Source organism: Levilinea saccharolytica, assembly GCF_001306035.1.
GTDB lineage: Bacteria > Chloroflexota > Anaerolineae > Anaerolineales > Anaerolineaceae > Levilinea > Levilinea saccharolytica.
The window spans coordinates 13,951-40,338 of the sequence record NZ_LGCM01000037.1; the positions used below are offsets into that span (position 1 = coordinate 13,951).

The following is a 26,388-nucleotide window of genomic DNA, read 5'->3' on the forward strand; positions in this document are numbered from 1 at the left end:
AAAAGTTAGCAAGGCAAGCTGCGGATCAGCCCGCTGCGGTGGGTGGGCTGCCGGTGAACAAACCTGAAAGGGTTTGTGCGAGACCTAAGGAGGGCCAAATGTTTTCCATTTTTAGCAAAAGCAGTTTTAAGCTCATTCAGGGATTGGTGGCTCTGGCGGTGGTGTTGGGGGTTTTGCTCCCCAATCCTCAGCCGATCGCGGCCTACACCATCCCCACCTTTTCCATCCTGGAAGTGGTTGAAGACGCCAGTGTGAAGATTCAGACCGCCAATTTCCCCGCCGGACAGATTTTCACCGTGCGCATGGGGAAATACGGCACGCTGGCCATTGGCGGCGTGGTGGTCGCCACCACCAATTCGGGCGCGGGCGGCGCTTTTCAGGAGACCTACACCATTCCCGATTCTCTCAAGGGCGATTACCGCATCGCCATTCGCATGGACAGCCCGGACGGCTACTACAGCTATAACTGGTTCGTGAACAACACGGATGCAGCCCCGACCCCCGGTTCGGGTTCCAGCTACACCGGCATCCCCACCTTCTCCATCCTGGAAGTGGCGACTGATGACACGGTAAAGATCCGCACCAATAATTTCCCCAAGGATCAAACCTTCACCGTGCGCATGGGCGTGTACGGCACCCTGGGTGTGGGCGGTGTGGTGGTTGCCACCACCAATTCGGGCGCGGGCGGGGCTTTTGAAGAGACCTACACCATCCCCGATTCGCTCAAGGGCGATCAGCGCATCGCCATCCGCATGGACAGCACCGCCGGGTACTATGCCTACAACTGGTTCTGGAATAACACCACCAGCGGCGGCTCCAGCGGCGGCAGCGGCTCCAGCTATACGGGCATCCCCACCTTCTCCATTCAAGAAGTGGCCGCGGATGACACCGTGAAGATCCGCACCAATAATTTCCCGGCGGGCTATGAATTCAAGGTGCGCATGGGCGAATACGGCACCCTGGGTGTGGGCGGCGTGGTCGTGGCCACCACCAATTCGGGGGCGGGCGGGGTCTTTGAGGAGACCTACACCATCCCCGATTCGCTCAAGGGCCGCACGCGCATCGCCATCCGCCTGGAGGCGGCTGAGGGCTTTTATGCCTACAACTGGTTCTGGAACAACACCACCAGCGGCGGCTCCAGCAGCGGCAGCGGTTCCAGCTACACGGGCATCCCCACCTTCTCCATCAAGGCGGTGGTGAAGGATGACACCGTCACCGTGACGACCAACAATTTCCCGGCGGACACGGATTTCACCGTGCGCATGGGTGCGTACGGCACGCTGGCGGCGGGCGGCGTGGTGGTTGCCAGCTTCAATTCGGGCACGGGCGGGGCCTTTGAACAGACCTTCACCATCCCCGACGGGCTGAAAGGCAGCAGCCGCATCGCCATTCGTGCCGACAGCTCGCTGGGCTATTACGCCTACAACTGGTTCTGGAACAACTCCACCGATTAATCGACACCATCCAACCGGTGAATCCAAAGGGCTGCCCGAGTAGAATTGGGCAGCCCTTTTTGATTTAAATTTCCGTTAGCCGCGGGTCAGGGCAGATAGGCAAAGTACAGTTCGTTGCCGTAGGCCAGCAGCACCAGGCGGTTGGGGGTGATGGTGAAAGCGGTGATTTTGCCGCGCAGGGCGGGGTAATCGGCGGTGGCGCGGGGCTGAATCTGGCGCACCAGATTCAGGCGCAGGCTGAAGGTGAAGACGGAGCGGCTGGCGGCATCTAACAGGTAGATGGCGGGTTCCGGCGGCGGGGTGGAGCGCATCTGGGTGATTTGCGTTCCGGCGGGGAAGGTAAAGACCGGGGCTTGATTTCCGCTGCGCGTATCTTGCAGGGGGGCGTTTTCGTCACAGGTGGTTTTGCCGCTGACGGTGAAGGTGCGGAAGGTGCAGTTAATGATGCGGCCTGACGGCGTGCTGAGGAACAGATTCTGGTTGTAATACACAAGATCGTTGACCTCAGCCAGGTCGGGCACTTGCTGGTCAAAGAACAGCCCCGGCGGTGAGAACACCAGCCCGACCACGCCTTCGTCCTGGTTGCGGGGGTAGACCCACACCTGATCTTTCTCTTGGTCCAGCACATACAGCACCTGCTGGCGGAAATCAATGGCTGAAATGGAGCCCCATTGGGTGTCGGGCGGGGTCAGGGATTGGCTTTCGGGGGGCTTGTTGGCCCCGCAGTACACCAGGTTGCCGCCCGCGTCCATGGCCAGCAGGGTGTAATCGCTGATCCCGGCGGGGATGAGGGCCAGATCAATCAATTTATCCACGGTGATCAGGCCGTAAGAGCCGGGGCCGCAGGTGAAGCTGTTATCCACTTCGTAGGTCTGCCCCGAAAGGTACAGCCGGAAAACCCGCCCGCTGGATTGATCCAGCAGGAAAATTTCGCTGTTGTTGGCGGCGATACGGATGAATTGGGCTGTGCTGGTGAAGCCGGAGGACACTAGGGGGACGAAATCCAGGCGGGTGATGCCGTCCAGTTGATCCAGGGCCTGTGTGGCCTCGCTGCGCAGGCTGCTGGCCTCGGCGCTTTCGCCGTATTCCTGGGCTTTGTCCAACAGGTTAACCACTTGCGCCCAACCGATGCGTTGGGCGTCGCGCTCTTTGCTGTCGCGGGCTTGCTGGGCCAGGGCAGCGGCCTGCTGAACGTAGCTTTCAAATTGCTGCGTCCGTCCGCTGGGGCCGAACAGGTACACCGTGGCGGCGATGGCCACCACCACCAGCGGCACGGCGATGGCAATGAAGAGCATGGCGTTGCGGCTCGGCCCGCCGCTGCTGTCTTCGCTTTGGGGCAGGGCCTGATTCAGGAATTTCTGCGCGCTTTGCTGGACTCGCTGACCCCAGCGGCTGGCCCCAAACCAGACGCGCGCCAGACCCTTGCGCATTTCGGGGCTGATGACCGGGCCAGAACGGCGCGGGCGGCGCGGGGTGGGCGGGCTGGGGGGCTGCAGGCGTTCACCGGTGACGTATACCCCGGCTGGGGCGGGCTCTTCCGCGGCGGCTTCCATGCGCACCGGCTCCGGCACGGGAGCAGGTTGGGCCGGGGAGGCCGCGCTGAAGGAGGGCTCGGCTGTCGGCGGTGCGCTGATGGGAAATTCGGCTGGGACCGGCGTGCTGAAAGAAGGTTCGGCGGGGGTTGGCACGCTGGCGGGAGCTTCGATGGGGCTCTGCGGCTGTTCACGCGGTTCTGAGGGAGCCGCCGAACCGGCAGCGCGCGGGCGCAGCCGCCGCAGCAGGCCGCTGCCCGGTTGGAATTGCAGCAAGGCGGCTTGCAGGTCTCCGCTGGCCTGGGCCATCACCCGGCGGCGGATATTCTCCAGGGTGAAGCGCTCGGCCGTGACTGTCTGGCTGAAGGCGGGCAAGGGGGTGGGGCTGAGCAGCAGCAATTCGCCGCCCTTGAGCGCGGTTTGCACGAAGCACGGGCTGGCCTTGCGGCTGATGCCCAAACCGCGCCCGCCACTTTCGCTGTCGGCGATTTCTTGAATTTCTGCGCGCGCCAGCAGCCAGGCGCGTGCCGGGCCGCAAATGGCCACCAACAGGCTGTCGCCGCGCAGCACCGCCATGCTCAGGCTGATTTCGCTGGCCGTGCCCTGGGCGCGGTTTTGCTCTAAGAGGGTCAGGTTCACCTGTTCGGCGGCGGCGCGCAGCGCGCCGGTGACTGTGCCGCGCGTGCGGTAAAAGGTATCGCTCAGCTTGCTGTGCAGCATTTCCATGCCCGCTGGGGTGAGGGCCGGCCCGGCACATACCTGAAACAGCGCCACCAGGCGGTCTCCGGCGCGGGTGCGGTCGCAGCGCCGCGGGGCCGCGGTGGAAAGCAAGCCCGGCAGCTCGGTTTGGTCTTCGCCGGAAGCGACATGGATCGGAAGCAGAAACAGGTCTAGCACGGGGAGGCTCCACTTTTCACGGCAGCGCAGCCCAGCGGGCGCGCATGCCTGAGTTGCTTAAAATTATACATCAGCCCACCCTCCTGTGCTTTCCAGCGGGCCGATCCACCCGAAGCGGTTAAAATCCAGCCGCCCCTGCGCGTCAAATTCCACCCCTTCGGCCTCCAACAGGCTGCGCTGCATGGAGCTGCCGTAACCGGCGCCGTGCGGGCTGATCTTGCCCTGGGCGTTGATCACCCGCTGCCAGGGCACCTGGGCGGGGCCGGGGCGGTCTGCCAGGGCGGCCAGGGCATAGCCCACCATGCGGGCAGTGCACCCGCCGGTGATTTTGGCTACCTGACCGTAGGTGGCCACTTTTCCGGCTGGGATCTGGCGCACCACGCGGTAGATTTGTTCATATAAAGGAATATCCTGAGGGGCAATGGGCATACGAAAATCCCTCCTGATAGCTGGGCCTGATCTAATCTTACCATAAGGCCGATTATTCCATGCGCCCATTGGATGCGCGCACTTAAAAACTGTACCGCGGTGCGCTTGAATTTGATAGGAATCGGCATATAATCAAAGTTGGGGGTTGATCCGTCACGAACTTTTGATTCCTACAGTTCTGATCCACCACGTTTAGGGGAAAAGTTCGGTCTTTAATCTTTTTTGTTGGGAGGGATAACGATGCACACCAAGTTTCATAAATTCTGGTTGGTTGGGCTGCTGGTGATTGTGTCCATGTTGGCCAATGTCAGCGGCGTCGCGGCTTTTCCGGAGCCGCCGGATGGCCCGCAGCCGGCGCAGCCGCGCGGCGGTTCGGGGGCGGGAGTGGCGGTGACTCAGGGCGCGGAACCCAACGCCCAGGCCATTGCTTTGGGCAAGCCGGGGACGGTGTTCTCGTATAACTCGGCTTTCGGCGAGGTGGACACGCCTTATTTCGACAGTCCGACCCTGGATGACCCTATTCTGTATCTGAACCGTCCCTTTGGCCTGCGCTACAACGCCGCGGGGGAACTTTTTATCACCGAAGAGGACGGCGCGCGCCTGAGCATGTTGGAAACCGATGGGACGCCGGTGGTGCTGGCTGGTCGGCCCGGCATGCACGACTGGGGAAACTTCGGCATGAATTGGCCCAAGGACGTGGCTGTGGATGCCAACGGCCTTCTATGGGTGCCCAATAACGAAGTGATCACGGTCGTAGACCCCAACGCGCCCGAGGGGGAGCGAGTTGTGGCGCACGTGCCGAATGAACCCTGGAACGAGCCCAACGAGAGCCGTCTAAATGAGTCGATGGGCCTGGCTTTTGACGGCACGCGTCTGTTTGTTTCGGATCGCGGCCGCAACTGCGTGAAGGTCTTTGATGCGGATATCAATAATTTCACTATGACCTGGCGCTATGACATCGGTGTGTGCGATGAATGGGGCGACGCCAGCCAGACGGAACGCTTCAACCGTCAGGCGCATGTGGAATTCTATGACGGCGTGCTGTATGTGGCTGACAGCGATAATAACCGTGTGATGGCCTGTGAAGAAGACCCGGCCGATACCTTCACCTGCTCGGTGTTCCACGGAACCGGCAATCCGGGCAGTGCGGACGATGAATTGAACCGCCCCGCCGGTCTGGGGTTGGAATTTAGCCCCAACCCCTATCTGCTGATCGCAGATGGCGACAATGGGCGTGTGGCGCGCTGCAACTTGAGCGGCGGGCCGGTGACGTGCGACCCCGATTTCATCACGGTGTACGGCTGGCCCGTCATCGATGTGGCTTATGACGCTGTCTCAGGCACGTATGCGGTCAGCGACGGCGAGAAGATTCGCCGCTTCCCAGCCACGGGTGGGGGTGACGCGGACTACACGGTCATTGCGGGCGACCCGGACGGCAAGCCTTATTTGACCGACGACGCGCATTTCTACGGTGTGCGCGGAATTGACACCGATTCGAAGAACAATGTGTATTTCGCCGAAGAGCTGGGCGGGCGCATGTTCAAGTTCGATGCCCTGGGCAACCTGGTGTGGTCGTTCGGCACGCGCAGCGACAACCCAGAAGAGGGCCTGAACGGGCCGATGTCCCTGGCGGTCAGCCGCACAGGGCTGGTGTATGTGGGGCAGAACGGCTGGGCCAGGCTGCTGGTGTACAGCGCCGTGGACGGCAGTTTTGTGCGCCGGATTGACCAGGACTGGGACACCGGTACGGAAGATTACCACCTGACCGGCGTCAGCGGCCTGGCGGTGGATCCGCGCGGGTATGTGTATGTGGCCGACCGCTGGCGGCACCGTGTGATGGTGTACGACCGCTTTGACCAGAAGGTCATGGAACTGGGCGTGAAGGACGAGCCCGGCCAGGACAGCGGCCACTTCGCCGAACCGGGCGGGATCGCCGTGGACGCCAAACTGAATATCTACGTGGCCGATACCAACAACTGCCGCGTGCAAAAATTCAACAAAAAGGGCGTGTATCAGATGACCATCGGCAGCCAGATGTGCGGGCCGGACGGCTTCGACAGCCTGGGTCGGCCGCTAGATGTGGCTGTGGACGCCAAGGGGCGCATCTACGTAGCGGATGAATGGCATGTGCGCACCCAGGTGTTCGATAAGACCGGCGCGTATCTGACCACCATCGGCGGCAACTGGGGATCGGGCACCAGCCAGTTCCGCAACGCCTCGGGCGTGGCGGTGGATAAGAAAAGCAATGTCTATATCGCGGATTGGAGCACGGCGCAGGTGAAGAAGTTCCTGCCCAAGGCCCCCGATTACTTTGGCCAACTGACCCTCAATGGTTTCGGCAGCCGCTGGGCCGACGCGGTGACGGCGGTCTCGATGTATAAGGGCTTGCTGTACGCAGGGGTTCAAAGCGACCGCGGCGCTCAGATCTGGCGCAAGGGCAAGAAGGGTTGGGAAGTGGTGGAAGCCGACGGCTTCCGCAACGGCAACAACGGCATTGACTTCTTGTTTGAATACAACGGCATGCTGTATGCTTCCACGTACAACTACGACCCCAACAGCGGCGGGCAGATCTGGCGCACGATGGACGGGCTGACCTGGCAGATCGTGGTGAACAACGGCTTTGATCAGTTCCAGCGCAACCCCGAAGTCTTCCGCATGATGAAGGTGGGGAATGAACTGTGCGCCACCACCTGGAGCAGCAACTCCGGAGCGCAGCTGTGGTGCAGTCCCAGCGGCGACCTGGGCAGCTGGACGAAGGAAGACCTGGGCGGCGACGGCTTTGGCCACGACGATGGTATCGCCATTACAGATTTGGTCGAATACCAGGGCGCCTGGTACGCTTCGACCTTCCACGCCAATTATGACGATGACGGCGACGGCAACCCCGACGATCTGGATGGGGATGCGGACGGCGGCCAGGTATGGCGGCGGGACAACACCGGCACCTGGAGCCAGGTGAACGAAAACGGCTTTGGCAACACCGGAAATATTGTTATCAGCTCGCTGGTGCCCTTCACGGGCGGCCTGTACGCCATGGCAGTGCATTCCCCGGGTGAATCATCACAGATCTGGCGCTGCACTGACCAATGCGATGATACGGGCGATTGGGAATTTGTGACCGACGGCGAGACCCTGGGCGGCGACTGGAATTACCGCCGCGGTGCGGGGCTGGTGCTGGTCGGCACGCGCCTGGCGGCGGTGATGGGCAATAACGACCTGGGCCTGGGGGTGTTCACCACCCTGGACGGCAACCTCTGGACACAGGCGGGTCTGCCGGGCATGGGCAACAGCAATAACCAGCTGACCTACTACTCGAACAGCCTGTTCCCCTATAAGGGCAATCTGTACATGGGCGTGTTTAATTGGGGCACGGGCGCGAGCCTGTGGAAGTTTTGCCCGACCAAGAAGGTGTGCAAGTAAGCGCATCTGAACGGAAATAAAAAAAGCCCGGCCTCATGGAAAATTCCGTGGGGCCGGGTTTGATTTAAGCGAGAATTTCATGTATCTGCGTTCATCGCTGATTCAAGACAAATTTGGCACCCCTGAACGCTTGCGATTTCCTAAAAGGTACTCTATACTCATTTCAGGGGGTCGAATGAACGGTCGCCAAACACAGAATCAATCGAGAAGACAGTCGTGGGGGAGAATGATTGTCATTAACGCACATCCAATTCCATAAGGGAGGAAGATCTATGCACACCAAGTTTCAGAAATTCTGGTTGGTTGGGCTGCTGGTGATTGTGTCCTTATTGGCCAATGCCAGCGGTGCGGCGGCTTTTCCGGAGCCGCCGGATGGGCCGCAGCCTGCACAGCCGCGCGGCGGCTCGGGGCTGGGGGTGGCGGTGACGCAGGGGGCGGAAATCAACGCCCAGGCCATCGCCTTGGGCAAGCCAGGGACGGTGTATCGCTATGAGAAAACCTACGGGGTCAGCGAACAAGCCTTCCCCTGGTATCATCCGGGCTATTTTGCCTGGCCGCACTCGGTGTGGGTGCATACGGACGGCAGCGTCTTCATCTCTGATCCGTGGGCCAAAGCCGTGCGCAAGTACGATGCCAACGGCAACCACCTGGTTGATTTCGGCCACCCTGGCACGGAGACCGGGTGGATTGAGGACGGTTATTTCCAGGACCCGCTGAAGATGGCCACAGACGCGGACGGGAACCTGTACGTCACCGACCACAACCTGAATATCGTGCGCATCCTCAACCCCTTGGGGGAACAAACCGGGTGGATCGGCGACCCCGAAACTTCGGGGACGGACGATGAGCATTTCAACACCCCCGAAGGCATCTTCATCTCCCCCGTCAACGGCCAGATCTACATCGCCGACACCTACAACCACCGCATTCAGGTGTTTGACAGCGACGTCAATCATCTCTTCACCATCGGTGAGGCCGGCGTCAGCGGTGACGATAACGACCACCTGAACGCCCCCATTGGTGTGGCTGTGGACGCTGCCGGCAACATCTATGTGGCCGACGCCGATAATAACCGCGTGGTGAAGTACGACGCCGACGGCGATTACCTGGCGCAGATCACCGGTCTGGAAGGTCCCACCACGGTCGCGGTGGATAACGTCCGCGGCTATCTGTACGTAGGCGTCATCCAAGATGCATACGTGCCCTATTACAACCTCGCTAATCTCAGCTACGCCGGCGCCTTCGGTGAACTGGATGTTCAGGGAGATGACACCACCCACTTTATGGAACCGCACGGTGTGGCGGTGGATGAGGTTAGTGGTAAAGTCTACATCGCCGACAGCCCCAATCGCCGCGTGCTGGTGTACAACGCGGTTACCAAGGCTTACCTGCGCCAGTTCGGCCACACCAACCAATTTATCCCCACGGATGACCAGCATTTCTTTGAACCCAAGGTTGTGGAAGTGGAGCCGAACGGCTCCGTCATCCTGGGCGAAGGCGGGCTGCGCCTGATCAAGCTCAACCCCGACGGCTCTGCCGCCTGGACGGTGGGACAATCCGGTTTTGGGGGAGATCCCCCGGACTTCGTGGGAACTCCCAACGGTATCGTCTCCGACGGCAAGACCGTGTATGCGGCCATGGACTGTACCATTCATAAGTACAGAAGTACTGACGGCGCTTACCTGGGTGTATTCGCGGGCGGCGGGGATTGCTGGGCGCCCGACAGCCCATTTGAGAGTATCAGCGACATCGCCCGCGATTCGGCCGGCAACATCTACGTGACCGATAGCGCGCTGCACCGCGTGACCCAACTGAACAAATACGGCGTGGTGGTCGCCACCGTGGGTGTGCGCGGCGAAGAAGGTTCAGATAACGCCCACTTCCGCTACCCAGAGGGTATTGGGTTGGATAAGGCCCGCAACGTGTATGTGGCGGATGACAGCAACTGCCGCGTGCAGAAGTTCGACAAACGTCTGCGCTACCTGATGACCTTCACCACCACCCTGTGCGGCGACACACACGACCGCCTGTACGGTCCGCAGGATGTGGTGGTGGATGCCAAGGGCAATGTCTTTGTGGCGGATACCTGGAACTATCGCATTCAGGTCTTCGACAAAACCGGCGCGTATCTCAGTACCATCGGCGGTAGCTGGTACAGCCGGGGCGGCGGTACGGGCCAGCTGCGCGTCCCCATGAGCCTGGCGATGGACAAGAAAGGCAATCTCTACGTGGCCGACCGCGACAACCACCGCATTCAGGTGTACGCCCCTGGCGTGCCCTACTTCGGCCAGCAAAGTCTGAACGGCTTCGGCAGCCGCTGGACTACGGGAGTATATACCGTAGCGATGTTCAAAGGCATGCTGTACGCGGGGAGTGATGGGGAACACGGCGCGCAGATCTGGCGCAAAGCGAAGAGCGGTTGGATGATGGTGGAGGGCGACGGCTTCCATAACAGCGCCGAGGCCATTAACCACCTTTTTGAATACAACGGCATGCTCTACGCCGCCACCTACACCTATAACGACCCCAACAACGGCGGGCAAATCTGGCGCACGGCCGACGGGCTGAGCTGGCAGATTGTGGTAAACAACGGCTTTGACCAGGGACAGCGTAACCCCGAAGTCTTCCGCATGATGAAGCTGGGAAATGAACTGTGCGCCAGCACCTGGAGTGTTGGCGCTGGGGCGCAGTTATGGTGCAGCACCACAGGGGATGCGGGCAGTTGGGAGCCAGAAGGTCTGGGCGGTGACGGTTTCGGCAGCGATGATAACATTGCTATTCTGGATGCAATTGAGTATCAGGACGCCTGGTATGCATCCACATATAATACTGGTGAAGGTGCTCAGGTGTGGCGGCGTAGCCTGAGCGGCACCTGGAGTCAGGTGAACATCAGCGGTTTTGGAGATCCAGATAATACCATGATCCCCTCGTTGGTCCCGTTCAACGGCAGCCTGTACGCCATCACGCATCATCGGGCGGGAGGGTCCTCGGAAATTTGGCGGTGCAGAAACCAATGCACCAAGACGAGCGACTGGCAGTTTATCGCCGACGGCGAGAATTTAGGCGGTGATATCAACTACCGTGTGATGTCATCCTTGGCGGTGGTTGGCAAGTATCTGGTGGTCGTGATGGGGAATGATGTTCTGGGTCTGGGGGTGTTCACCACCCCAGACGGTGTGACCTGGTGGTCGCAGGCGGGGCCATCGGGCATGGGCAACAGCGGCAATGGTCGTGTTTACTATACAAACGCTCTGTTCCCCTATAAGGGCAATCTGTACATGGGCGTGATGAATTGGGGCACGGGCGGGAGCGTGTGGAAGTTCTGCCCGACCAAGAAGGTGTGCAAGTAAGCGCACCGGAACGGAAATAAAGAACCGGCCTCACGGGTAACTCCGTGGGGCCGGATTTGATTTAACCAGAGGATTGGTGTTTCAGGCGGTTTGGGGGGCGAGCCGCTCGGCAAACACCTGCTGCGCGGCGGCAAACCCCAGGGTCACAGCCTGCCCATGAACCTCCAGGGTGACGGTCTGATTGAAGGGCAGCACCTCCACCACCCGCGCCGGGCTGCCCGGCACCACCGATTTTTCTTCCAAAAAGTGCAGCAGCTGGCTATCTTCTTCGGCCAGCTCGTGGATGCGGCGGATGACGACCTCGTCGCCGGGGCGCAGATTGACCAGCGAGACCCAATCGGCGGCCAGATCCTCAAACCCGGGCAGAGGGTTGCCGTGCGGGCAGGTGGTGGGGTGGTTCAGGTCCGCAATCAGCGCGGCTTCCAGCTCGTCCGAGATGGCGTGTTCGATCTCATGGGCCTGCAGATGGACTTTGGACCAGGATAACATACGCGAAAGCAGCCATTCGGTCAGCATGTGGCGGCGCATGACCGTGCGGGCGGCGGCCATGCCGGGGTCCGTCAGGTGCGGGCCGTGGGGGCTGTCCATGCTCACCAGGCCGTCGCGCACCATGCGTTTGAGGGTGTTGGTGACAGTGGGGGGCGAGACACCCAGCAGCTCGGCTAGGCGCACCCCCTGAACCGCCTCGCCGTCGCGCTGCAGGATGAACAGGATCATTAAATAGTCTTCAATCGTCGGGCTAATCTTATCGGTCATGGCGCCTTTATGAAAAACAGGACGTTCTTCCATCTTGACAAATGCTGAAAACAGCATATAAATTAGTGTATACTAATTGTGAAATTAGTCAATGGTCAATCTGTGAAGTAGGACACTCTAATTATAGCCCGGCGGGGCTTTCCGTCAAGATAGGATCTTTATGCAGCCGACAACTTTGAACCAGACGCGATTATTGGATTTGCAGGCAGGTGAGCGCGGATTGGTGATTTCATTGGGCAGCGGTAAACAGCTCATCAGCCGCCTGACGGCTTTGGGTTTCACCCCAGGGGGAGAGCTGGTGGTCAATCAAAACTATGCCCACGGCCCGCTGATTGTGACCGTGCGCGGCGGGCGGGTGGCCATTGGGCGCGGGGAGGCCGCGGCCATTCTGGTGGAGCGGAGGGACGAATGAGCTGCCACAGCGACACCGCAACCTCACCCGCGCTGGATGTGGAAAACGCCCAGCGCACCACCCTGATTGCCCTGGCGGGGCAGCCCAACATGGGCAAATCCACCCTGTTCAACCTGCTCACTGGCCTGAACCAACACGTGGGCAATTGGGCCGGGAAGACCGTGGAGCGGCGCGAAGGCAGCCTGACTCACGACGGGCAGCGCTTCACCCTCGTGGACCTGCCGGGCACTTACAGCCTGACGGCCAATTCCGCCGAAGAGCGCATCGCGCGCGATTTCATCCTGCACGAGCAGCCGGATGTGGTCATCGCCGTGGTGAACGCCGCCAATCTGGAGCGCAGCCTGTACCTGCTGGCCGAGCTGGTCAGCTTGCCGGCGCCGGTGGTGGTGGCGTTGAATATGATGGATGTGGCCCGCCAGGAGAATATCCTGGTGGAGCCGGAGGTGCTGGAAGCCGCCCTGGGTCTGCCCGTCATCCCCATGACGGCCACGCGCGCCGAAGGCGTGCGCGAGTTGTTTGCGGCGGTGCAGGAGACCCTGGCGGGCCGCCGCGGGCTGGTGGCGCGCCTGCCCGAAATTCGCGAAGATCACCGCGAATCCCTGCGGGTGGTGCTGGAGGCCGTGCAGGGCTATGTGCCTGCGCCGTACCCCACCGCCTGGGCGGCCACCAAGCTGCTGGAAGGGGATGAGGAAATCACCCAGCAGATGCGCGCGCTGCTGCCGGCGGAGCGCTGGGAACGCGTTCACCAGGAGTTGATGGCGCACGAGGACGCCTTTTTGGCGGTGGCCACCGGCCGTTATGAGTGGATTGGCCGGCTGGTGCGCGCGGCGGTGGTTCGCCCGCGGGTGGGGCAAATTGGCCTGACCGAACGCCTGGACCGTTGGGCGGCGCACCCATTTTGGGGGCTGGTGATCCTGGCCGCCATTTTGGGCGGGGTGTTTTGGATGACCTTTCAAATCGGCGCGCCCCTGCAGGAGTGGTTGGACACGCAGATCATTGGGCGGGTCAGCGGCTGGCTGGCGGCGGCTTTGGTCAGCGCGCCGCTGTGGGTGCAGGGGCTGGTGCTGGACGGCGTGATGGGCGGGGTGGGCACGGTGGTGACCTTTTTGCCCATCCTGGTGATTTTCTTCGCGGTCTTGGGCCTGCTGGAAGACGTGGGCTATATGGCACGGGCGGCCTATGTGATGGACCGCTTTATGCACCTGATGGGCATGCACGGCAAGTCCTTTTTGCCGCTGTTCCTGGGCTTCGGCTGCAATGTTCCGGCGGTGATGGGGGCGCGGGTGGCCGATTCGCGGGCGGCGCAGCTGCTCACCATCCTGCTGGCGCCCCTGGTGCCCTGCACAGCCCGCCTGGGCGTTCTGGCCTTTCTGGCGCCGGCCTTTTTTGGCGCGGCGGCGGCCTGGGTATCCTGGGGGCTGGTGATGCTGTCGCTGGGCGTGCTGGTGCTGGTGGGTGTGGTGATGAGCCGCACGGTCTTCCGCGGACAGCGCTCGGCCTTTGTGATGGAAATGCCCCTCTACCACATCCCCAACCTGCGCACCATTGGCCTGCTGGTGTGGCAGCGCTCGCTGTCCTTCCTGGAAAAGGCCGGCACCACCATTCTGGTGTTTTCGGTGGTGGTGTGGGCTTTGGCGGCTTTGCCCGGCGGCGACCTGGAAAACAGTTGGCTGGCGGGGCTGGGGCGTTGGTTTGAACCGGTGGGCCTGTGGATGGGCCTGGATTGGCGCCTGACGGTGGCGCTTTTGGCCAGCTTCTTCGCCAAAGAGAATTCCATCGCCACCCTGGGGGTCTTGTTTGGCAGCGCCGAGGATGCGGGATTGGCCAGCACCCTGGCGGGCATCTATTCCCCGGCCAGCGGCCTGGCTTTCCTGACGGTATCGCTGCTCTTCATCCCCTGCGCGGCCACCGTGGCCGTCATCCGGCAGGAGAGCGGCTCGTGGCACTGGACCCTGTTCAGCGTGGCCCTGACCCTGGCCATTTCGCTGGCGGTGGGCGCGGGTGTGTATGCCCTGGCGGTGTGGGGAGGGCTGTAAACCATGCTTCAGGAACTTTTGACGATCTTAAGGTCGGGCGGCTCGTTGGAAATTGGCGCGCTGGCGGCCAAGCTGAACACCAGCCCGCAGATGGTGACAGCCATGCTGGATCATTTGCAGCGCATGGGCCTGCTGACGGCGGCGCAGGACTGTTCAGGGTGCCAGCTTGCCTCGTCCTGTTCGCACGGCTGCGGGAGCGCGCCCGCGCCCATGTGGCAGCTGCACAGCCGCGCGGCTGAAGATCCCCCGCGCTGACTTGCGGACATTATCTTGACGCTTTCCGCGACTTCTGATAGACTCATCACCCGTCGCGGAAAGTATTTTTAACCCAGGGCCTTGTCATTCCGTCATGGGTTTGGTATAATTCCTGCGCTGTAGAGGAACCTTAAAATCATTTTCTGCGCCGACGTAGCTCAATGGTAGAGCAACCGCCTTGTAAGCGGTTGGTTACGGGTCCGATTCCCGTCGTCGGCTCAGTTGACGGCTGGCGAGTGAGATGGATGGAAGGGAGAAATCCCCCGCGATCTCACTTGCGAGCTGGCAACAGTTCGAAAATATCGGGCGGTTACCCAAGTGGCCAAAGGGACCTGACTGTAAATCAGCTGGAGACACTCCTTCGGAGGTTCGAATCCTTCACCGCCCACTCGCTGAAAAAGCGAGAAAGATCACAAGCGCAAAGATGTTACAAGCGCAAAGAGTTGGGATCGGCAAGCCCTCATAGCTCAGTAGGTAGAGCACGTTCTTGGTAAGAACGGGGTCATGGGTTCAAATCCCATTGAGGGCTCTATTTGCCGCCTGCACCTTGATGTCTTTGCAATAGGAGAGGAATCATGGCCAAGCAAAAATTTGATCGAAGCAAGCCGCATCTGAATGTAGGCACGATGGGGCACATCGACCACGGAAAGACGACCTTGACGGCGGCGATCACGAAGTATTGCCAGATGATGGGCAACGCAGAATATCGGGCGTATGACCAGATTGACAACGCGCCGGAAGAAAAAGCGCGCGGGATCACCATCAACATCGCGCACGTGGAATACTCGACGGCGAACCGGCACTACGCGCACGTAGACATGCCGGGCCACCGCGACTACATCAAGAACATGATCACGGGTGCGGCGCAGGTAGACGGCGCCATCCTGGTGGTGGCAGCGCCGGACGGCCCCATGCCGCAGACGCGCGAGCACGTGCTGCTGGCGCGGCAGGTGGAAGTGCCGAGCATCGTCGTGTTCCTGAACAAAGTGGATCAGATGGACGACCCGGAATTGTTGGAACTGGTGGAATTGGAACTGCGGGAAATGCTGACCGCGAACGAATTCCCTGGGGACGAGATTCCGATTGTGCGCGGGAGCGCGTTGAAGGCGCTGGAAAGCACCTCGACGGACGTGAACGCGCCGGAATATGCGTGCATCAAAGAGCTGCTGGATGTGGTGGACAGCTACATCAAAGAGCCGGAGCGGGCGATTGACAAGCCGTTCTCGATGCCGGTGGAAGACGTGTTCTCGATCAAGGGACGCGGCACGGTGGTGACGGGTCGTGTGGACCGCGGCATCATCAAAGTGGGCGAACCGGTTGAGATCGTAGGTTTGCGCGACAAGAGCATGAGCTCGGTGTGCACGGGCGTAGAAATGTTCCACAAGATGCTGGATCAGGGTATGGCTGGTGACAACCTGGGCCTGCTGCTGCGGGGCATTGAGCGCACGGACGTGGAGCGCGGAATGGTAGTGGCGAAGCCGGGGAGCATTCACCCGCACCGCAAGTTCAACGCGGAAGTGTACGTGTTGAAGCGGGAAGAGGGTGGGCGGCACAAGCCGTTCTTCCCTGGGTACCGGCCGCAGTTCTACATTCGGACGATGGATGTGACGGGAGACATTCGGCTGCCCGCGGGCGTAGAGATGGTCATGCCGGGCGACAATGTCAACATGGAAGTTGAACTGATTGTGCCGGTGGCGCTGGAGCAAGGCTCCAAGTTCGCCATTCGCGAAGGCGGTCTGACCGTCGGCGCTGGCGTGATCACCAAAATTCTGGACTAAGCAAGAGGAGAGCCAGCCGGGTTAACTGGCTGCGTGAAACGGTATGGCATCTAAAAAGAAAGATATCCGCCCGGTGATCACCTTTGCGTGCATGGACTGCAAAGAGCGCAACTACACTTCGCAGAAGAACCGCCGTAATGACCCCGGCCGCATGGAACTGAAAAAATACTGTCCTCGCTGCCGCAAACACACTGCGCACCGCGAGACAAAGTAAGGATTGAGAGCGCTGGAAACCCGCCGGACAACCAGCGGGTTTCCAGCCTCGCATAGGCCAGTAGCTCAATTGGCAGAGCGCCTGTCTCCAAAACAGGAGGTTGTGGGTTCAATTCCTGCCTGGCCTGCCTCATCCAAGGCGACGCCGTCTTAATGGCGGCGTTTTAGCCGTAAAGATAAGGAGTACTGCGTGACGGACAAAACCGAGAAAAAAGAGGCAAAACCGAATTTCTTCGAGCGCATGGGCAACAGCATCAAGCGCTGGTGGCGCGAAACTGTCGGCGAGCTGCGAAAAGTGACCTGGCCCACCCGCCAGGAGACTTTCCGTTTGACCAAGATCGTTTTGATGGTTTTGGCTGTGATGAGCCTGGCTTTGGGCCTGCTCGATTTCCTGCTCGCGCAGCTCATGGTTCTGATTTTGGCCTAGCCTGGATGAACTGCCGGGCGTGGACAGCTTTATAAGGAAAAAACGATGGATGCGTTAAACGAGAATTTTCAGGATGACGAAAGCCAGGAAACCCTGCCGGTACAAGCGGCGGGGGATGATGCGCTTCCGGTCCCTGGCGCTTCCAAGGATGAACAGGCTGTCGAAGAAGGCACGGACCGCGCCTGGTATGTGATTCACTGCTATTCGGGGTATGAGAACAAGGTTCGTCATAACCTGGAGCAGCGAATTGAAACCATGAACATGAAAGACATGATCTTTGACGTGGTCATTCCGACCCAGGAAGAGATCGAAGTCAAAGATGGTAAGCGCCGTGTGGTCGAGCGCCATGTTTTCCCTGGGTACGTTCTGGTGAACATGATTATGACGGAAGAGTCCTGGTACGTGGTTCGCAACACGCCAGGCGTTACTGGTTTTGTGGGCATGGGTACTGCACCCACCGCCCTGCGGCCCGAAGAAGTCAACCAGATCTTGAAGCGCATGGAAGCCGAGGCCCCCGTGGTCAAGGTGACCTTTAAGGTTGGCGAGCGCGTGCGCATCATTGACGGGCCGTTCAACGACTTCCGCGGCACGGTTTCAGAAATTGACATGGGGCGCACCAAAGTGCGCGTGATGGTCAACTTCTTTGGCCGTGAAACCCCTGTGGAGCTGGATTTCTTACAGGTGGAAAAAGCTTAGTGAGCGGGCCTGCGCCCAGCGCAGGCTTAGATATTCGTGGGAGGGCGCCCACCCTAATCGCCCGTTATAACCACAAAGGAGTAAAGCTGTGGCAAAGAAACTGAAAGCGATTGTACGTTTACAGCTGCCTGGCGGAAAAGCGACGCCAGCGCCCCCGGTTGGTCCGGCCCTGGCTGGGCACGGTATCAACATTATGGCGTTTGTGAAAGAATACAACGCCCGGACGGCGAACCGGGCCGGGGAAATCGTCCCGGCGGAAATCACGGTGTTCACCGATGGTTCCTTCAACTTCATTCTGAAGTCGCCCCCGGCTGGCTTCCTGTTGAAGCGGGCCGCTGGTGTGGATAAGGGCTCTGCCACGTCGAACCGCACCAAGGTTGGCAAAGTGACTCGCGCGCAAATTCGCGAGATCGCTGAGCTGAAGATGAAAGACTTGAACGCGGTTGATTTGGAAGGCGCCATGCGCCAGATCGAAGGAACGGCCCGCAGCCTTGGGCTGCAGGTGGTCGACTGACACCCCGTGGGAGGGCCTGCTGACAGGCCCGTTTGAACCACAAAGGAGTTCGCATGTCTAAGCACGGTAAGAAGTATACGGCTGCAAGCGCGCTGGTGAATCCGGCGCAGTATTACGCCCCCCGCGAAGCCCTGGAATTGGTCCAGAAGGCCAGCTACACCTCGTTTGACGCCACGGTGGAAGTTCACCTGCGCATGGGTTTGGACCCGCGCCAGGCTGACCAGCAGGTGCGCGACGTGGTGGTGCTGCCCCACGGGTTGGGCAAGACGGTGCGTGTGTTGGTCTTCGCCCAGGGCGAAGGCGTTCAGTTCGCTCAGGAAGGCGGCGCGGATTACATCGCCGACACCGACGAATGGATCAACAAGATTCAGGGCGGCTGGACTGATTTTGATGTGGCCATCTCCACCCCGGATATGATGGGTAAAGCGGGCCGCCTGGGTCGTGTGTTGGGCCCCCGCGGTTTGATGCCGAACCCCAAGGCCGGTACGGTGGTGCAGGCGGCTGACCTGCCGCGTGTGATCCAGGAAGCCAAGGCTGGCCGCGTGGAATTCCGCCTGGATAAGACCGCCAACCTGCACGTTCCGATTGGCAAAGTGTCCTTTGACCTGGAAAAACTGTACGACAATTTGGCCGCGCTGATGGAAGCGATCAAGAAAGCTCGTCCCTCGGCTGCCAAGGGAACGTACATCCGCCGCATGACCATCACCGCTACGATGGCCCCTGGCGTCAAAGTGGACGCCAACGCGGCCCAGATCATGTCGGTCCGCGAGTAAACTTGTGGTATAATCGGGCTGCCAGGCGGGCAAAACCGGCCTGGCGCCCGGATCAAAATTGAATAAGCCCGTATCACCGTAGAAAGCTGGTGCCAACATTGGCTTAATATCCTGCCGAGGTGAAGTGCGCGAGAATGTCCCCCAGCCGTTGCGGCTGATTTCCTGCGTCTTTGCCTGGCAGTTTTCGGGCGAAGACGTTTTATTTTTCAGGAATTTGATTTAATCACGGAAGGAAGGAGGTGAATTCAAGTTGGCCTTCTCAAAGAAGCAAAAAACAGCAATGGTTTCGCAGTACACCGAATGGTTCAACCAGAGTCAAGCGGTCTTCATGCTTTCGTTTTCGAAGATGTCGATGAAAGAGATCGATGCTTTGCGCGCCAAAGCGCGGGAAGCGGGCGGTGAGGCTCATGTGGTCAAGAACCGGCTGGTCGAAATGGCCCTGCGTGAACGAGGTGTGAGTTTCGACAAACCCCTCGAAGGCACGACCCTGATGGGCTTTGCGTTCCAGGATGTACCGGCCCTGGCAAAAGTGTTCTCGGATGCAGCTAAAGCAGACGCGTTTGAAGTCAAGGGCGGCATTTTGGGCGCTCGCGTGATTTCCGCCGCGGATGTGAAGGCGCTGGCGGATATGCCGCCGCTGCCGGTGGTGCGCGCTCAGCTGCTGGGTACTCTGTTGGCCCCGGCGAGCAAACTGGTGCGTACGCTGGCCGAACCTGCGCGTCAGGTTGCGGCAGTCGTCAAGGCATATTCCGAAAAGGAAGCTGCCCCGGCCGTGTAACCGGCTGGTAATGGAAAACCAAGTGGGTTGGCCTGTGGGCCTCCCGACCTTTTTTGAAAACGAACAAACATACGTAAGGAGTATTTGAAATGGCTGATATCGCGAAGCTGGTTGATGAACTGAGCACCCTCACCGTTTTGGAAGCTGCTGAACTGGTGAAGGCTCTGGAAGAGAAGTGGGGCGTTTCCGCCGCCGCTCCTGTGGCCATGGCTGCCATGCCTGCCGCCGCTGCCGCCGCTGCCGAACCCGTCGAAGAAAAGACCGAGTTCGATGTCGTCCTCAAGGACGCTGGTCCCAAGAAGATCGAGACCATCAAGGTCATCCGCCAACTGACCAACCTGGGTCTGGTGGAAGCCAAGACCATGGCCGAGACCGCTGGCACCAAGGTTCTGTCCGGCGTGGGCAAAGAAGTTGCCAACGATGCCAAGAGCAAGCTGGAAGCCGCTGGCGCCGTGGTGGCGGTCGAGTAATTCTCACCGACCTGCACAACAAAAACAGGCCCTCCTGCAAAGGAGAGGCCTGTTTTTTGTTTTGTGCTGAAGTGAAAGGCGAAGGTGCAGCAGCGGTGAGGGGAAAAGATCAGGCGAACTGGCTTTTGACCTGACGGATGACCATGACCACCTTGCCCATGATGCGCAGCCGTTCGGGGTTGTTGATGTAAATGGGCGACATGGTGGGGTTGGCAGGCTGCAGGCGGACGCGGTCGTTTTCTTTGAAGAAGTACTTCAGGGTGGTTTCATCGTTGTCATCTAACCATACGGCCACCATCTCACCATTGGCGGCCTGGTTGGCCTGGCGCAGGACGACAATGTCGCCGTCGTTGATCATGGCGTCAATCATCGAGTCGCCTTCCACTTCCAGGGCGAAAAGCTCGCTGATGTTCTCACGGGCGGGGATCAGGCTGCGGGCAATTTCCACACCGCTTTCTGGGTCGTAATAGGCCAGGTCAGAGGACGGCACGGGGATGGGCTTACCGGCGACGATGCGCCCCAGCAGGGGAACCGAGAAGAAGTCGCTGGCGGCCTGGGCGGCCTGCCGGGCCACGCGCTTGACCTCCCCCGTGAAGGAGGGGTACATGGGCCGCAGGATGCGAATGCTGCGCGAGACGTGTTGGTTGCGCTCGATGTATTTGTGCTGTTCCAAGTTTTTAAGGTAATAATCCACCAGCGAGGTGGAGGTGACCCCAATGCTGTCGCCGATTTCTCGGATGGAAGGGGAGTACCCATTTTTATCCTGGAAGGTGGTGAGGAACTCCATGATCTTGCGGTGCCGCTCACCCAAACCTGCGCTTTTTCGTGCCATAGCCCTCTCCTTTCAGAGGAACCTCGATCATTTGTACTATTTATTATATTACACGAACATCCGTTCTGTGTCAAGACTCAATTTTTAAGAATTCACCACCTAACAAAATTCTTAAGAGATTTTGTTTGACGGACGCCCCAAAGCCCTGTATAGTAAATGGATAAGCTTTTGCGGAGGTTTTTTCGGATGTCGAAAGGCGTTGTGCTGGTCATCGAAGACAATATTGACAATCTGGATCTGGTGCGCTTCTTGTTGGAAGAAGGTGAGTTTGAAGTGCTCACCGCCATGGACGGGCGCGAGGGGTTGAACACGGCGCGGGAAAAGCTGCCGGATTTGATCTTGTTGGATCTGGCCATTCCAGAAATTGACGGTTGGGATGTGGCCCAGTCGCTGAAAAAAGACCCGGCCACGGCGGGCATCTTTGTGGTGGCTATGACCGCCCACATTTTGCCGGGGGACCGCAAACGCGCCTTGGAAGCGGGCTGCGATGCGTATATTTCTAAGCCGCTGGACGTGCCGAGCTTTGCCGAGACGATCGCGGGGTACATCCGTTCGAAACCCGCGGCGGCCTGAGGCGCACATTCATTGATCCATACGAAAAAATCGCCGTACGCGGCGATTTTTTTATTTTCTGGGGAAGGCTGCCAGGGGTCAACGTTTGCCCAGGGTCTGAACAAAAAGGGTCACGGCGTCGCCCTCGTCGCGGGCGTACACATCCCGCCGCAGGAAGTACATCCAGGCCACCACCGCCAGATCGCCCACCGAAGACCCCACGTTGATGCTCAGATACAGGGAAGCCCCCAGCAACCACGCGCCGGGGCCCAGCAGCAGGGCGGCCAGCCCCGGCAGCGACAGCAGTACCACCGGGGCCAGCGCCACCAGGGCGTAGGCACGGCGGGCAAAATACCAGTTGGGTGCTGAGGCGAAGGCGTAGCTGCCGCGGAAGCCAAAGTGCGGCTTTTCACGGCTGAACAGGTAAAAGAAAACGCCGTGAATCAGCTCGTGAACCACCACCATCACCGCCAGCAGGCCGATCAGCACGGCGGTGAAGACCAGCACATTGTCCACCACGAACATCTGAGCGCCGGCTTGCGGGCGCAGCCAGCGGATCAGCGCCAGGCAGACAATTTGCGTCAGGGCGATGAGCACTAGACCCAGCACGTTCAGGCCAATCTGCAAGGCCCAATTTTTCTTCATGTCCAGGCGGCCGGCGGATTTGAAGCCGGCGGGGAGATGGGGCACGGCGAGCATGGTTTGATTATAGCATAGGCGCATCTGCGCGCTGCGCGGGGGTTTGCCGTTAAAATAGGGACAGGTGATTTTCATTTTCCTTCGAAGGAGCGGCTATGCACGCCAGACGCGCGTTGATGTATATGCCCGGGCACGACCGGCGCAAGATTGAGAAGGCCATTACCCTGCAGGTGGACACCATTTGCATGGATATTGAAGACGGCGTGGCGGCCAACCGCAAGGCCGACGCCCGACAGGGGATCGCCGCGGCCCTGGCGGAATTGGATTTTGGGCGCAGCGAAAAGCTGGTGCGCATCAATCCGGTGCAGTCTGGGTTGGCCGAGGCCGACCTGGAGGTGGTTTTACCCCGCCGCCCCGACGGCATCGTCGTTCCCAAAATCCAATCGGCGGCGGATGTGCACTGGGTGGAGGCGCGCCTGGAGCAGGCGGAACGCCAACACGGCTGGGAGGCCGGGTCGCTGCTCCTGATCGTGTTGATCGAAACGCCCCTGGCGGTCATCCGCCTGAACGAGATCTGCCAATCCTCCGAACGCCTGCAGGCTCTGATTTTTGGGGCTGACGACCTGGCGGCCTGGATGCAGGCCACGCGCACCCCGGCGGCCTGGGAGGTGTTTTACGCGCGCGGTGCGGTGGCGCTGCACGCGGCGGCCTACGGCCTGCAGAGCATTGATATGGTCAAGATTGATTTCAACGATACCGAGGGGCTGCGTCAGGAGGCCCGCATGGGCGCGGAGATGGGCTACACCGGCAAGCAGATTATCCACCCCAACCAGTGGCCGCTGACGGCGGAGGCCTTTACCCCCAGCCCGGCGCAAATTGAAGAGGCCCAGCGTCTGTTGGATTCGTTTGACCAGGAGAGCAGCCAGGGCCGCGGGGCCTACGCCGTGGACGGGCGCATGGTGGACATGCCGTTGATCCGCGCGGCCCGCAACGTGATCGATCGGGCTAACGCGGCGCGCTGAGGCGCTCAGGTGGTCCGCTAGGGTACGGACGGCGGGGGGTTGGTGGGCCAGGGCGTCAGCGTGGCGCCGTCTTCCAGGGGGGCGGGCAGCAGGATGGGCGTCAGGCTGGGGGTCAGGGTGGCCCCCGGCTGCAAGCTGGCGGTGGGCGCGGCGGTGGCAAGTCCCGGCGCACCCGGCGGCGGCGTCAGGCTTTGCTCCCACAGAGCTGGCGTGGGGCTGGGAGCACCGCTGCGCTGCTGCCACCACAGGGCGCCCAGGATGGCCACGGCGATGAGGGCCGAGACCAATACCAGCACCATGCAGCCCAGCACCAGCGGTTTAAAGCTGAGCTTGCGCGGCGGCGGCGGGGGAACCTCGGCCACGACCAGGGTGATGTTGTCGTGCCCGCCGCGGGCGTTGGCCAGCTGCACCAGGGCGTCGGCCGCGCTTTGCAGGGGCTGCCGCCGTAAAATATCTTCAATTTCTTCGCGTTCCACCAGGTCCGTCAGGCCGTCGCTGCACAGCAGCAGGCGGTCTTTGGGCTGAAGGAGCAGGCCCTGGTTGGCCAGCGCGTTCTTGTCATTTTCGCTGCCGTTCAGGCGCAGGCGGTGATCCAGCCGCGGCGGGTTGGGCGAACCCAGGTAGCGGCGGATGACGTGCGAATTGGGGTGCCCTTTGACCTGATCGGGACGGATAAAGCCGCCTTCCAGAGCTTCCTGAATCCAGGTGTGGTCGGTGCTGAGCTGACGCAGCACCCCACCGCGCAGCAGGTAAATGCGCGAATCGCCTACGGTGCCGGTGTATAGGCGTTTGCCCTGCACCCATGCCAGGGCGCAGGTGGCCCCCATGCCGTGATAGGTGGGGCTGCTTTCGGCCAGCTCGCGGATACGCTCGCTGCTTTCCACAATGGCTTCATCCAAAATCTTCAAAGGATCTGTGCCGTCGCTGTCGGCGACCACTTCACTGATGATCTCCACCGCCAGCTCCGCGGCCACTTCGCCGGCCTGGTGTCCGCCAATGCCGTCGCACAGCACCGCCAGAAGCACCGGTTCATCGCCGGCCTGAAAAGCCGAAACGGCGTAACGGTCTTCATTGATTTTGCCGGTCATCCCCGGATGGGTGGCGGCGGCGGTGGTCAGATGGGCGTGCTCGGTGCGAATCATTCGAGGTTGTCCTGGTAAGGTTGGGTTTGAATCGTGCGGGCGCGCCCCGGGCGGCTGAGCTGGAAGCGGAAAGACACCCGTCCAAAATGGATCAAATCACCGTGTTCCAGACGGGCGCCCAGGGAGGAAACCGGAGCATAATTCAGCCAGGTGCCGGCCACCGAGCCGGCGTCTGCCAGGCGGTAACCTTCGCTGGTGGTGACCAGGCGCGCATGCAGGGGGCTGACGCTGGGCGAATCGATCACCTGAATGGCCTGGGCAGGATCGGAGCCAAAGGTGATTTCAGGCTGAGTGAGGGGGATGATGCTGCCGCTCAGGGGGCTGCCGTCTTCGCCCAGGCGCTGCAAATAGGCTTTGGCCGGGGTGGGGATGAGCGTGCGCGGCAGGGAGGGCGAAGCGACGGAGGTGTAGGCCGAAGGAGCTTCCTGGGGGATGCGCACCACCTGGGTGAGCGGGTCGCGGGTGGGCTGGCGCTTTTGGGGCAGGCGCGGCAGGGCGCGCAGAATGCGGCGCGCGCTGAGCGCAAACACCACCCCCAGCACCAGTACAGCCGCGCCGACCGCCAGGCCGGTTTGCAGCCCGCGGTCGGTCATCAGGCGCAGCATCAGGCCGCTGGGCTTGGCCGGCACGACCACTTCCACGGGGATGTTGATGCTGGCGCGGCGCAGGCCAATTTCGTCCTCCACCTCCACCTTGAGCTGGTGGGTGCCGCTTTCGGTGTAGGCGGTCAGCGGCCAGCGGAAAACATCAAAGGGGGGTTGGGTATTTTCGGCGGCCACCGCCCCATCCACGTACAAACGCGAAAGGCGCAGCTCGCGCGGGCGTCCGTCGGGGAATTCCACCAAAATGCGCACTTCCACGCTGGGCGGCCCCAAGATGGGGGCTTCGGTGCGCGATACCTGTACCCACTGCTGTTCAAGGCGCACGGGCGGGGCCAGGAACATGGGGTTGGGGGGTTGAATTTGCAGATCAAAGGGGGTTTCGGGGCTGAGAGCCTGCAGCTGCTCTTGTTGAATCTCAATTTGCAGGCTGGCTGTGCCGCTTTGCTGTAAGGCCGAGCGGTAGCGCCCCTGATACAGATAGCGCTGCGACCACAGATAGGTTTCCAGGTTGGGCAGCGGTTCGGAGCCGGTGAAGATGAAAAACTCCCCGCCGGTGCGCCCGGCCATTTCCAACAGCACGTCTGCCGCGGGCGTGCCGGCGGCGTTCGGCGGGGCCACCATCCACACGTAAATGCGCACGCCCATTTGGGCTGCGCGGTTGGTGAGGTTGGGCAGGGCCTGCTGGAGGGCAGCGTTGGGCGGCGTGGTGACGTAGAGGATGGCCCGTTTCATGTTGGGCGTGGGGTTGGGGTCCGAGGCCAGGTCTAAGGCCTGGGTCAGGCTGACCAGGGCGGCCTGGGCGTTGAGCAGATCGGGGTTGTAGGCCCCCAGAGCCTCGGCAAAGGCAGCGGGGTCTTTCTCGCGGATGACCTGCAGGCCGGTATTGGTGGCCAGGCTGTAATCGTTGGGGGCTTCGCTGCCCAGGTTAGTGACCCACACCTGTAAGGCGCCCTGAATCTGCACATAATGGCTCACCCCGGCCACCTGGGTGGCCATCAGCGGGGCGGGATTGATAGCCACGATGAACTGCAGGCCTGGCTCCAGACGGTCGAGGGCGGTCAGGGGCTGGGACTGCCCATTTTCCAGCACGCGCAGTTGGTTGGGCTGCAGATCGGGTAAAAACTGACCTGAAGCGGTGTAGGCCTCGAAAGTGAATTCGATCTCCGGAAAAGCCTGCGTGTTGGGCGGCAGCAAAATAATCCGGCCCGCTTGCTGTGCGCTGGCGGGCTGCGGGTGGGTCAAGATCACGCTTAGCGCCAGCAGCGCCAGGCCGATCGTATGAAAGATACGCCGGTGGGTTTCTGGCTTCATGCAGTCTATTTTACCGACTTTTTGAGGTTTGTGCATCCTTTTTCGGTCGGGCAGCGTATAGCGATTACTCCCCTGGGCGGATGTCCTGCGTGGGGGGA

The 26,388-nt window shown here is 60.8% G+C and carries 23 protein-coding genes, 4 tRNA genes and 1 other annotated feature; of the genes, 20 read left to right on the forward strand and 7 right to left on the reverse strand.

Annotated elements, in window-relative coordinates; all coding sequences use genetic code 11:
• Window positions 1-98: 98 nt before the first annotated feature.
• On the forward strand, window positions 99-1,454 hold the full coding sequence (locus ADN01_RS09985; RefSeq protein WP_062419824.1) for a hypothetical protein: 1,356 nt from the start codon (window positions 99-101) through the stop codon (window positions 1,452-1,454).
• An 86-nt stretch (window positions 1,455-1,540) separates the two neighbouring features.
• On the opposite strand, the gene ADN01_RS09990 is transcribed toward ADN01_RS09985, so the two are convergent.
• Together ADN01_RS09990 and ADN01_RS09995 are read right to left on the reverse strand one after the other, a co-directional pair.
• A complete protein-coding gene (locus tag ADN01_RS09990) occupies window positions 1,541-3,883 on the reverse strand; it encodes a hypothetical protein (protein ID WP_075071108.1) in 2,343 nt (780 codons plus the stop codon).
• 63 nt (window positions 3,884-3,946) lie between these two features.
• Window positions 3,947-4,312 (reverse strand): MGMT family protein, encoded by a 366-nt coding sequence (locus ADN01_RS09995; RefSeq protein WP_062419823.1) that lies wholly within the window; start codon window positions 4,310-4,312, stop codon window positions 3,947-3,949.
• A gap of 240 nt (window positions 4,313-4,552) precedes the next feature.
• Here ADN01_RS09995 and ADN01_RS10000 point away from each other — a divergent pair, with 240 nt between their 5' ends.
• Both ADN01_RS10000 and ADN01_RS10005 read left to right on the forward strand, forming a co-directional pair.
• A complete protein-coding gene (locus tag ADN01_RS10000) occupies window positions 4,553-7,732 on the forward strand; it encodes an NHL repeat-containing protein (protein WP_062419822.1) in 3,180 nt (1,059 codons plus the stop codon).
• Between the two features lie 272 nt (window positions 7,733-8,004).
• Window positions 8,005-11,082 carry an NHL repeat-containing protein gene (locus ADN01_RS10005; protein ID WP_062419821.1) on the forward strand — a complete coding sequence of 1,026 codons (3,078 nt, stop codon included), beginning with the start codon at window positions 8,005-8,007 and terminating at the stop codon, window positions 11,080-11,082.
• Window positions 11,083-11,163: 81 nt separating this feature from the next.
• Here ADN01_RS10005 and ADN01_RS10010 read toward each other — a convergent pair whose 3' ends face one another.
• Complete coding sequence (locus ADN01_RS10010) at window positions 11,164-11,838, reverse strand: metal-dependent transcriptional regulator (RefSeq protein ID WP_062419820.1); 675 nt, start codon at window positions 11,836-11,838, stop codon at window positions 11,164-11,166.
• A 160-nt stretch (window positions 11,839-11,998) separates the two neighbouring features.
• On the opposite strand from ADN01_RS10010, the gene ADN01_RS10015 reads away from it, so the two are divergent.
• The 15 genes from ADN01_RS10015 (at window position 11,999) to rplL (ending at window position 20,190) form a co-directional block, all read left to right on the forward strand.
• A complete protein-coding gene (locus ADN01_RS10015) occupies window positions 11,999-12,250 on the forward strand; it encodes a FeoA family protein (RefSeq protein WP_062419819.1) in 252 nt (83 codons plus the stop codon).
• A complete protein-coding gene (gene feoB / locus ADN01_RS10020; RefSeq protein WP_062419818.1) occupies window positions 12,247-14,286 on the forward strand; it encodes a ferrous iron transport protein B in 2,040 nt (679 codons plus the stop codon). Before ADN01_RS10015 ends, feoB begins: the two co-directional genes overlap by 4 nt.
• Window positions 14,287-14,289: 3 nt before the next feature.
• Window positions 14,290-14,541, forward strand: a complete 252-nt coding sequence (locus ADN01_RS10025) for a FeoC-like transcriptional regulator (protein ID WP_062419817.1) — start codon at window positions 14,290-14,292, stop codon at window positions 14,539-14,541.
• 147 nt (window positions 14,542-14,688) lie between these two features.
• Window positions 14,689-14,760: transfer RNA gene (locus ADN01_RS10030), tRNA-Thr, on the forward strand.
• An 85-nt stretch (window positions 14,761-14,845) separates the two neighbouring features.
• Window positions 14,846-14,929: transfer RNA gene (locus ADN01_RS10035), tRNA-Tyr, on the forward strand.
• A 68-nt stretch (window positions 14,930-14,997) separates the two neighbouring features.
• A tRNA-Thr gene (locus ADN01_RS10040) sits at window positions 14,998-15,070 on the forward strand.
• 46 nt (window positions 15,071-15,116) lie between these two features.
• Entirely contained in the window at window positions 15,117-16,319 is a 1,203-nt protein-coding gene (gene tuf / locus ADN01_RS10045) for an elongation factor Tu (protein WP_075071109.1), read from the forward strand.
• A gap of 43 nt (window positions 16,320-16,362) precedes the next feature.
• A complete protein-coding gene (rpmG, locus tag ADN01_RS10050) occupies window positions 16,363-16,533 on the forward strand; it encodes a 50S ribosomal protein L33 (protein ID WP_062419815.1) in 171 nt (56 codons plus the stop codon).
• A gap of 54 nt (window positions 16,534-16,587) precedes the next feature.
• Window positions 16,588-16,660: transfer RNA gene (locus ADN01_RS10055), tRNA-Trp, on the forward strand.
• A 62-nt stretch (window positions 16,661-16,722) separates the two neighbouring features.
• The gene (gene secE / locus ADN01_RS10060; RefSeq protein ID WP_062419814.1) at window positions 16,723-16,959 is read left to right on the forward strand and encodes a preprotein translocase subunit SecE; all 237 of its coding nucleotides are present in this window, start codon (window positions 16,723-16,725) and stop codon (window positions 16,957-16,959) included.
• A gap of 45 nt (window positions 16,960-17,004) precedes the next feature.
• Complete coding sequence (gene nusG / locus ADN01_RS10065; RefSeq protein WP_082142979.1) at window positions 17,005-17,655, forward strand: transcription termination/antitermination protein NusG; 651 nt, start codon at window positions 17,005-17,007, stop codon at window positions 17,653-17,655.
• Between the two features lie 88 nt (window positions 17,656-17,743).
• Window positions 17,744-18,169 (forward strand): 50S ribosomal protein L11, encoded by a 426-nt coding sequence (gene rplK / locus ADN01_RS10070; RefSeq protein ID WP_062419813.1) that lies wholly within the window; start codon window positions 17,744-17,746, stop codon window positions 18,167-18,169.
• Between the two features lie 53 nt (window positions 18,170-18,222).
• A complete protein-coding gene (rplA, locus tag ADN01_RS10075) occupies window positions 18,223-18,942 on the forward strand; it encodes a 50S ribosomal protein L1 (protein WP_062419812.1) in 720 nt (239 codons plus the stop codon).
• A 58-nt stretch (window positions 18,943-19,000) separates the two neighbouring features.
• Window positions 19,001-19,154, forward strand: a sequence feature (ribosomal protein L10 leader region).
• Between the two features lie 38 nt (window positions 19,155-19,192).
• A complete protein-coding gene (gene rplJ, locus ADN01_RS10080; RefSeq protein ID WP_062419811.1) occupies window positions 19,193-19,720 on the forward strand; it encodes a 50S ribosomal protein L10 in 528 nt (175 codons plus the stop codon).
• A gap of 89 nt (window positions 19,721-19,809) precedes the next feature.
• The gene (rplL, locus tag ADN01_RS10085) at window positions 19,810-20,190 is read left to right on the forward strand and encodes a 50S ribosomal protein L7/L12 (protein WP_062419810.1); all 381 of its coding nucleotides are present in this window, start codon (window positions 19,810-19,812) and stop codon (window positions 20,188-20,190) included.
• A 109-nt stretch (window positions 20,191-20,299) separates the two neighbouring features.
• On the opposite strand, the gene lexA is transcribed toward rplL, so the two are convergent.
• Window positions 20,300-21,022 (reverse strand): transcriptional repressor LexA, encoded by a 723-nt coding sequence (gene lexA, locus ADN01_RS10090; RefSeq protein WP_062419809.1) that lies wholly within the window; start codon window positions 21,020-21,022, stop codon window positions 20,300-20,302.
• A 186-nt stretch (window positions 21,023-21,208) separates the two neighbouring features.
• Here lexA and ADN01_RS10095 point away from each other — a divergent pair, with 186 nt between their 5' ends.
• Entirely contained in the window at window positions 21,209-21,595 is a 387-nt protein-coding gene (locus ADN01_RS10095; RefSeq protein WP_062419808.1) for a response regulator, read from the forward strand.
• A gap of 78 nt (window positions 21,596-21,673) precedes the next feature.
• Here ADN01_RS10095 and ADN01_RS10100 read toward each other — a convergent pair whose 3' ends face one another.
• Complete coding sequence (locus tag ADN01_RS10100) at window positions 21,674-22,348, reverse strand: DUF3267 domain-containing protein (protein ID WP_062419807.1); 675 nt, start codon at window positions 22,346-22,348, stop codon at window positions 21,674-21,676.
• Window positions 22,349-22,368: 20 nt separating this feature from the next.
• Between ADN01_RS10100 and ADN01_RS10105 the strand changes: the two genes are divergently transcribed.
• Window positions 22,369-23,235: an HpcH/HpaI aldolase/citrate lyase family protein gene (locus tag ADN01_RS10105; RefSeq protein WP_062419806.1), complete on the forward strand. Its 867-nt coding sequence runs from the start codon at window positions 22,369-22,371 to the stop codon at window positions 23,233-23,235.
• 17 nt (window positions 23,236-23,252) lie between these two features.
• On the opposite strand, the gene ADN01_RS10110 is transcribed toward ADN01_RS10105, so the two are convergent.
• Together ADN01_RS10110 and ADN01_RS10115 are read right to left on the reverse strand one after the other, a co-directional pair.
• Complete coding sequence (locus tag ADN01_RS10110; RefSeq protein ID WP_075071110.1) at window positions 23,253-24,377, reverse strand: PP2C family protein-serine/threonine phosphatase; 1,125 nt, start codon at window positions 24,375-24,377, stop codon at window positions 23,253-23,255.
• Complete coding sequence (locus ADN01_RS10115; RefSeq protein WP_062419802.1) at window positions 24,374-26,290, reverse strand: FHA domain-containing protein; 1,917 nt, start codon at window positions 26,288-26,290, stop codon at window positions 24,374-24,376. Before ADN01_RS10115 ends, ADN01_RS10110 begins: the two co-directional genes overlap by 4 nt.
• Between the last annotated feature and the right edge of the window lie 98 nt (window positions 26,291-26,388).

Excerpts from the sequence above, each read along its gene's own strand:
- ADN01_RS09985 (WP_062419824.1), top strand. The coding sequence starts at position 99 with ATGTTTTCCATTTTTAGCAAAAGCAGTTTTAAGCTCATTCAGGGATTG.
- ADN01_RS09995 (WP_062419823.1), bottom strand. The coding sequence starts at position 4,312 with ATGCCCATTGCCCCTCAGGATATTCCTTTATATGAACAAATCTACCGC.
- ADN01_RS10000 (WP_062419822.1), top strand. The coding sequence starts at position 4,553 with ATGCACACCAAGTTTCATAAATTCTGGTTGGTTGGGCTGCTGGTGATT.
- ADN01_RS10005 (WP_062419821.1), top strand. The coding sequence starts at position 8,005 with ATGCACACCAAGTTTCAGAAATTCTGGTTGGTTGGGCTGCTGGTGATT.
- ADN01_RS10010 (WP_062419820.1), bottom strand. The coding sequence starts at position 11,838 with ATGACCGATAAGATTAGCCCGACGATTGAAGACTATTTAATGATCCTG.
- ADN01_RS10015 (WP_062419819.1), top strand. The coding sequence starts at position 11,999 with ATGCAGCCGACAACTTTGAACCAGACGCGATTATTGGATTTGCAGGCA.
- feoB (WP_062419818.1), top strand. The coding sequence starts at position 12,247 with ATGAGCTGCCACAGCGACACCGCAACCTCACCCGCGCTGGATGTGGAA.
- ADN01_RS10025 (WP_062419817.1), top strand. The coding sequence starts at position 14,290 with ATGCTTCAGGAACTTTTGACGATCTTAAGGTCGGGCGGCTCGTTGGAA.
- tuf (WP_075071109.1), top strand. The coding sequence starts at position 15,117 with ATGGCCAAGCAAAAATTTGATCGAAGCAAGCCGCATCTGAATGTAGGC.
- rpmG (WP_062419815.1), top strand. The coding sequence starts at position 16,363 with ATGGCATCTAAAAAGAAAGATATCCGCCCGGTGATCACCTTTGCGTGC.
- nusG (WP_082142979.1), top strand. The coding sequence starts at position 17,005 with ATGGATGCGTTAAACGAGAATTTTCAGGATGACGAAAGCCAGGAAACC.
- rplA (WP_062419812.1), top strand. The coding sequence starts at position 18,223 with ATGTCTAAGCACGGTAAGAAGTATACGGCTGCAAGCGCGCTGGTGAAT.
- rplL (WP_062419810.1), top strand. The coding sequence starts at position 19,810 with ATGGCTGATATCGCGAAGCTGGTTGATGAACTGAGCACCCTCACCGTT.
- lexA (WP_062419809.1), bottom strand. The coding sequence starts at position 21,022 with ATGGCACGAAAAAGCGCAGGTTTGGGTGAGCGGCACCGCAAGATCATG.
- ADN01_RS10095 (WP_062419808.1), top strand. The coding sequence starts at position 21,209 with ATGTCGAAAGGCGTTGTGCTGGTCATCGAAGACAATATTGACAATCTG.
- ADN01_RS10100 (WP_062419807.1), bottom strand. The coding sequence starts at position 22,348 with ATGAAAATCACCTGTCCCTATTTTAACGGCAAACCCCCGCGCAGCGCG.
- ADN01_RS10105 (WP_062419806.1), top strand. The coding sequence starts at position 22,369 with ATGCACGCCAGACGCGCGTTGATGTATATGCCCGGGCACGACCGGCGC.
- ADN01_RS10110 (WP_075071110.1), bottom strand. The coding sequence starts at position 24,377 with ATGATTCGCACCGAGCACGCCCATCTGACCACCGCCGCCGCCACCCAT.
- ADN01_RS10115 (WP_062419802.1), bottom strand. The coding sequence starts at position 26,290 with ATGAAGCCAGAAACCCACCGGCGTATCTTTCATACGATCGGCCTGGCG.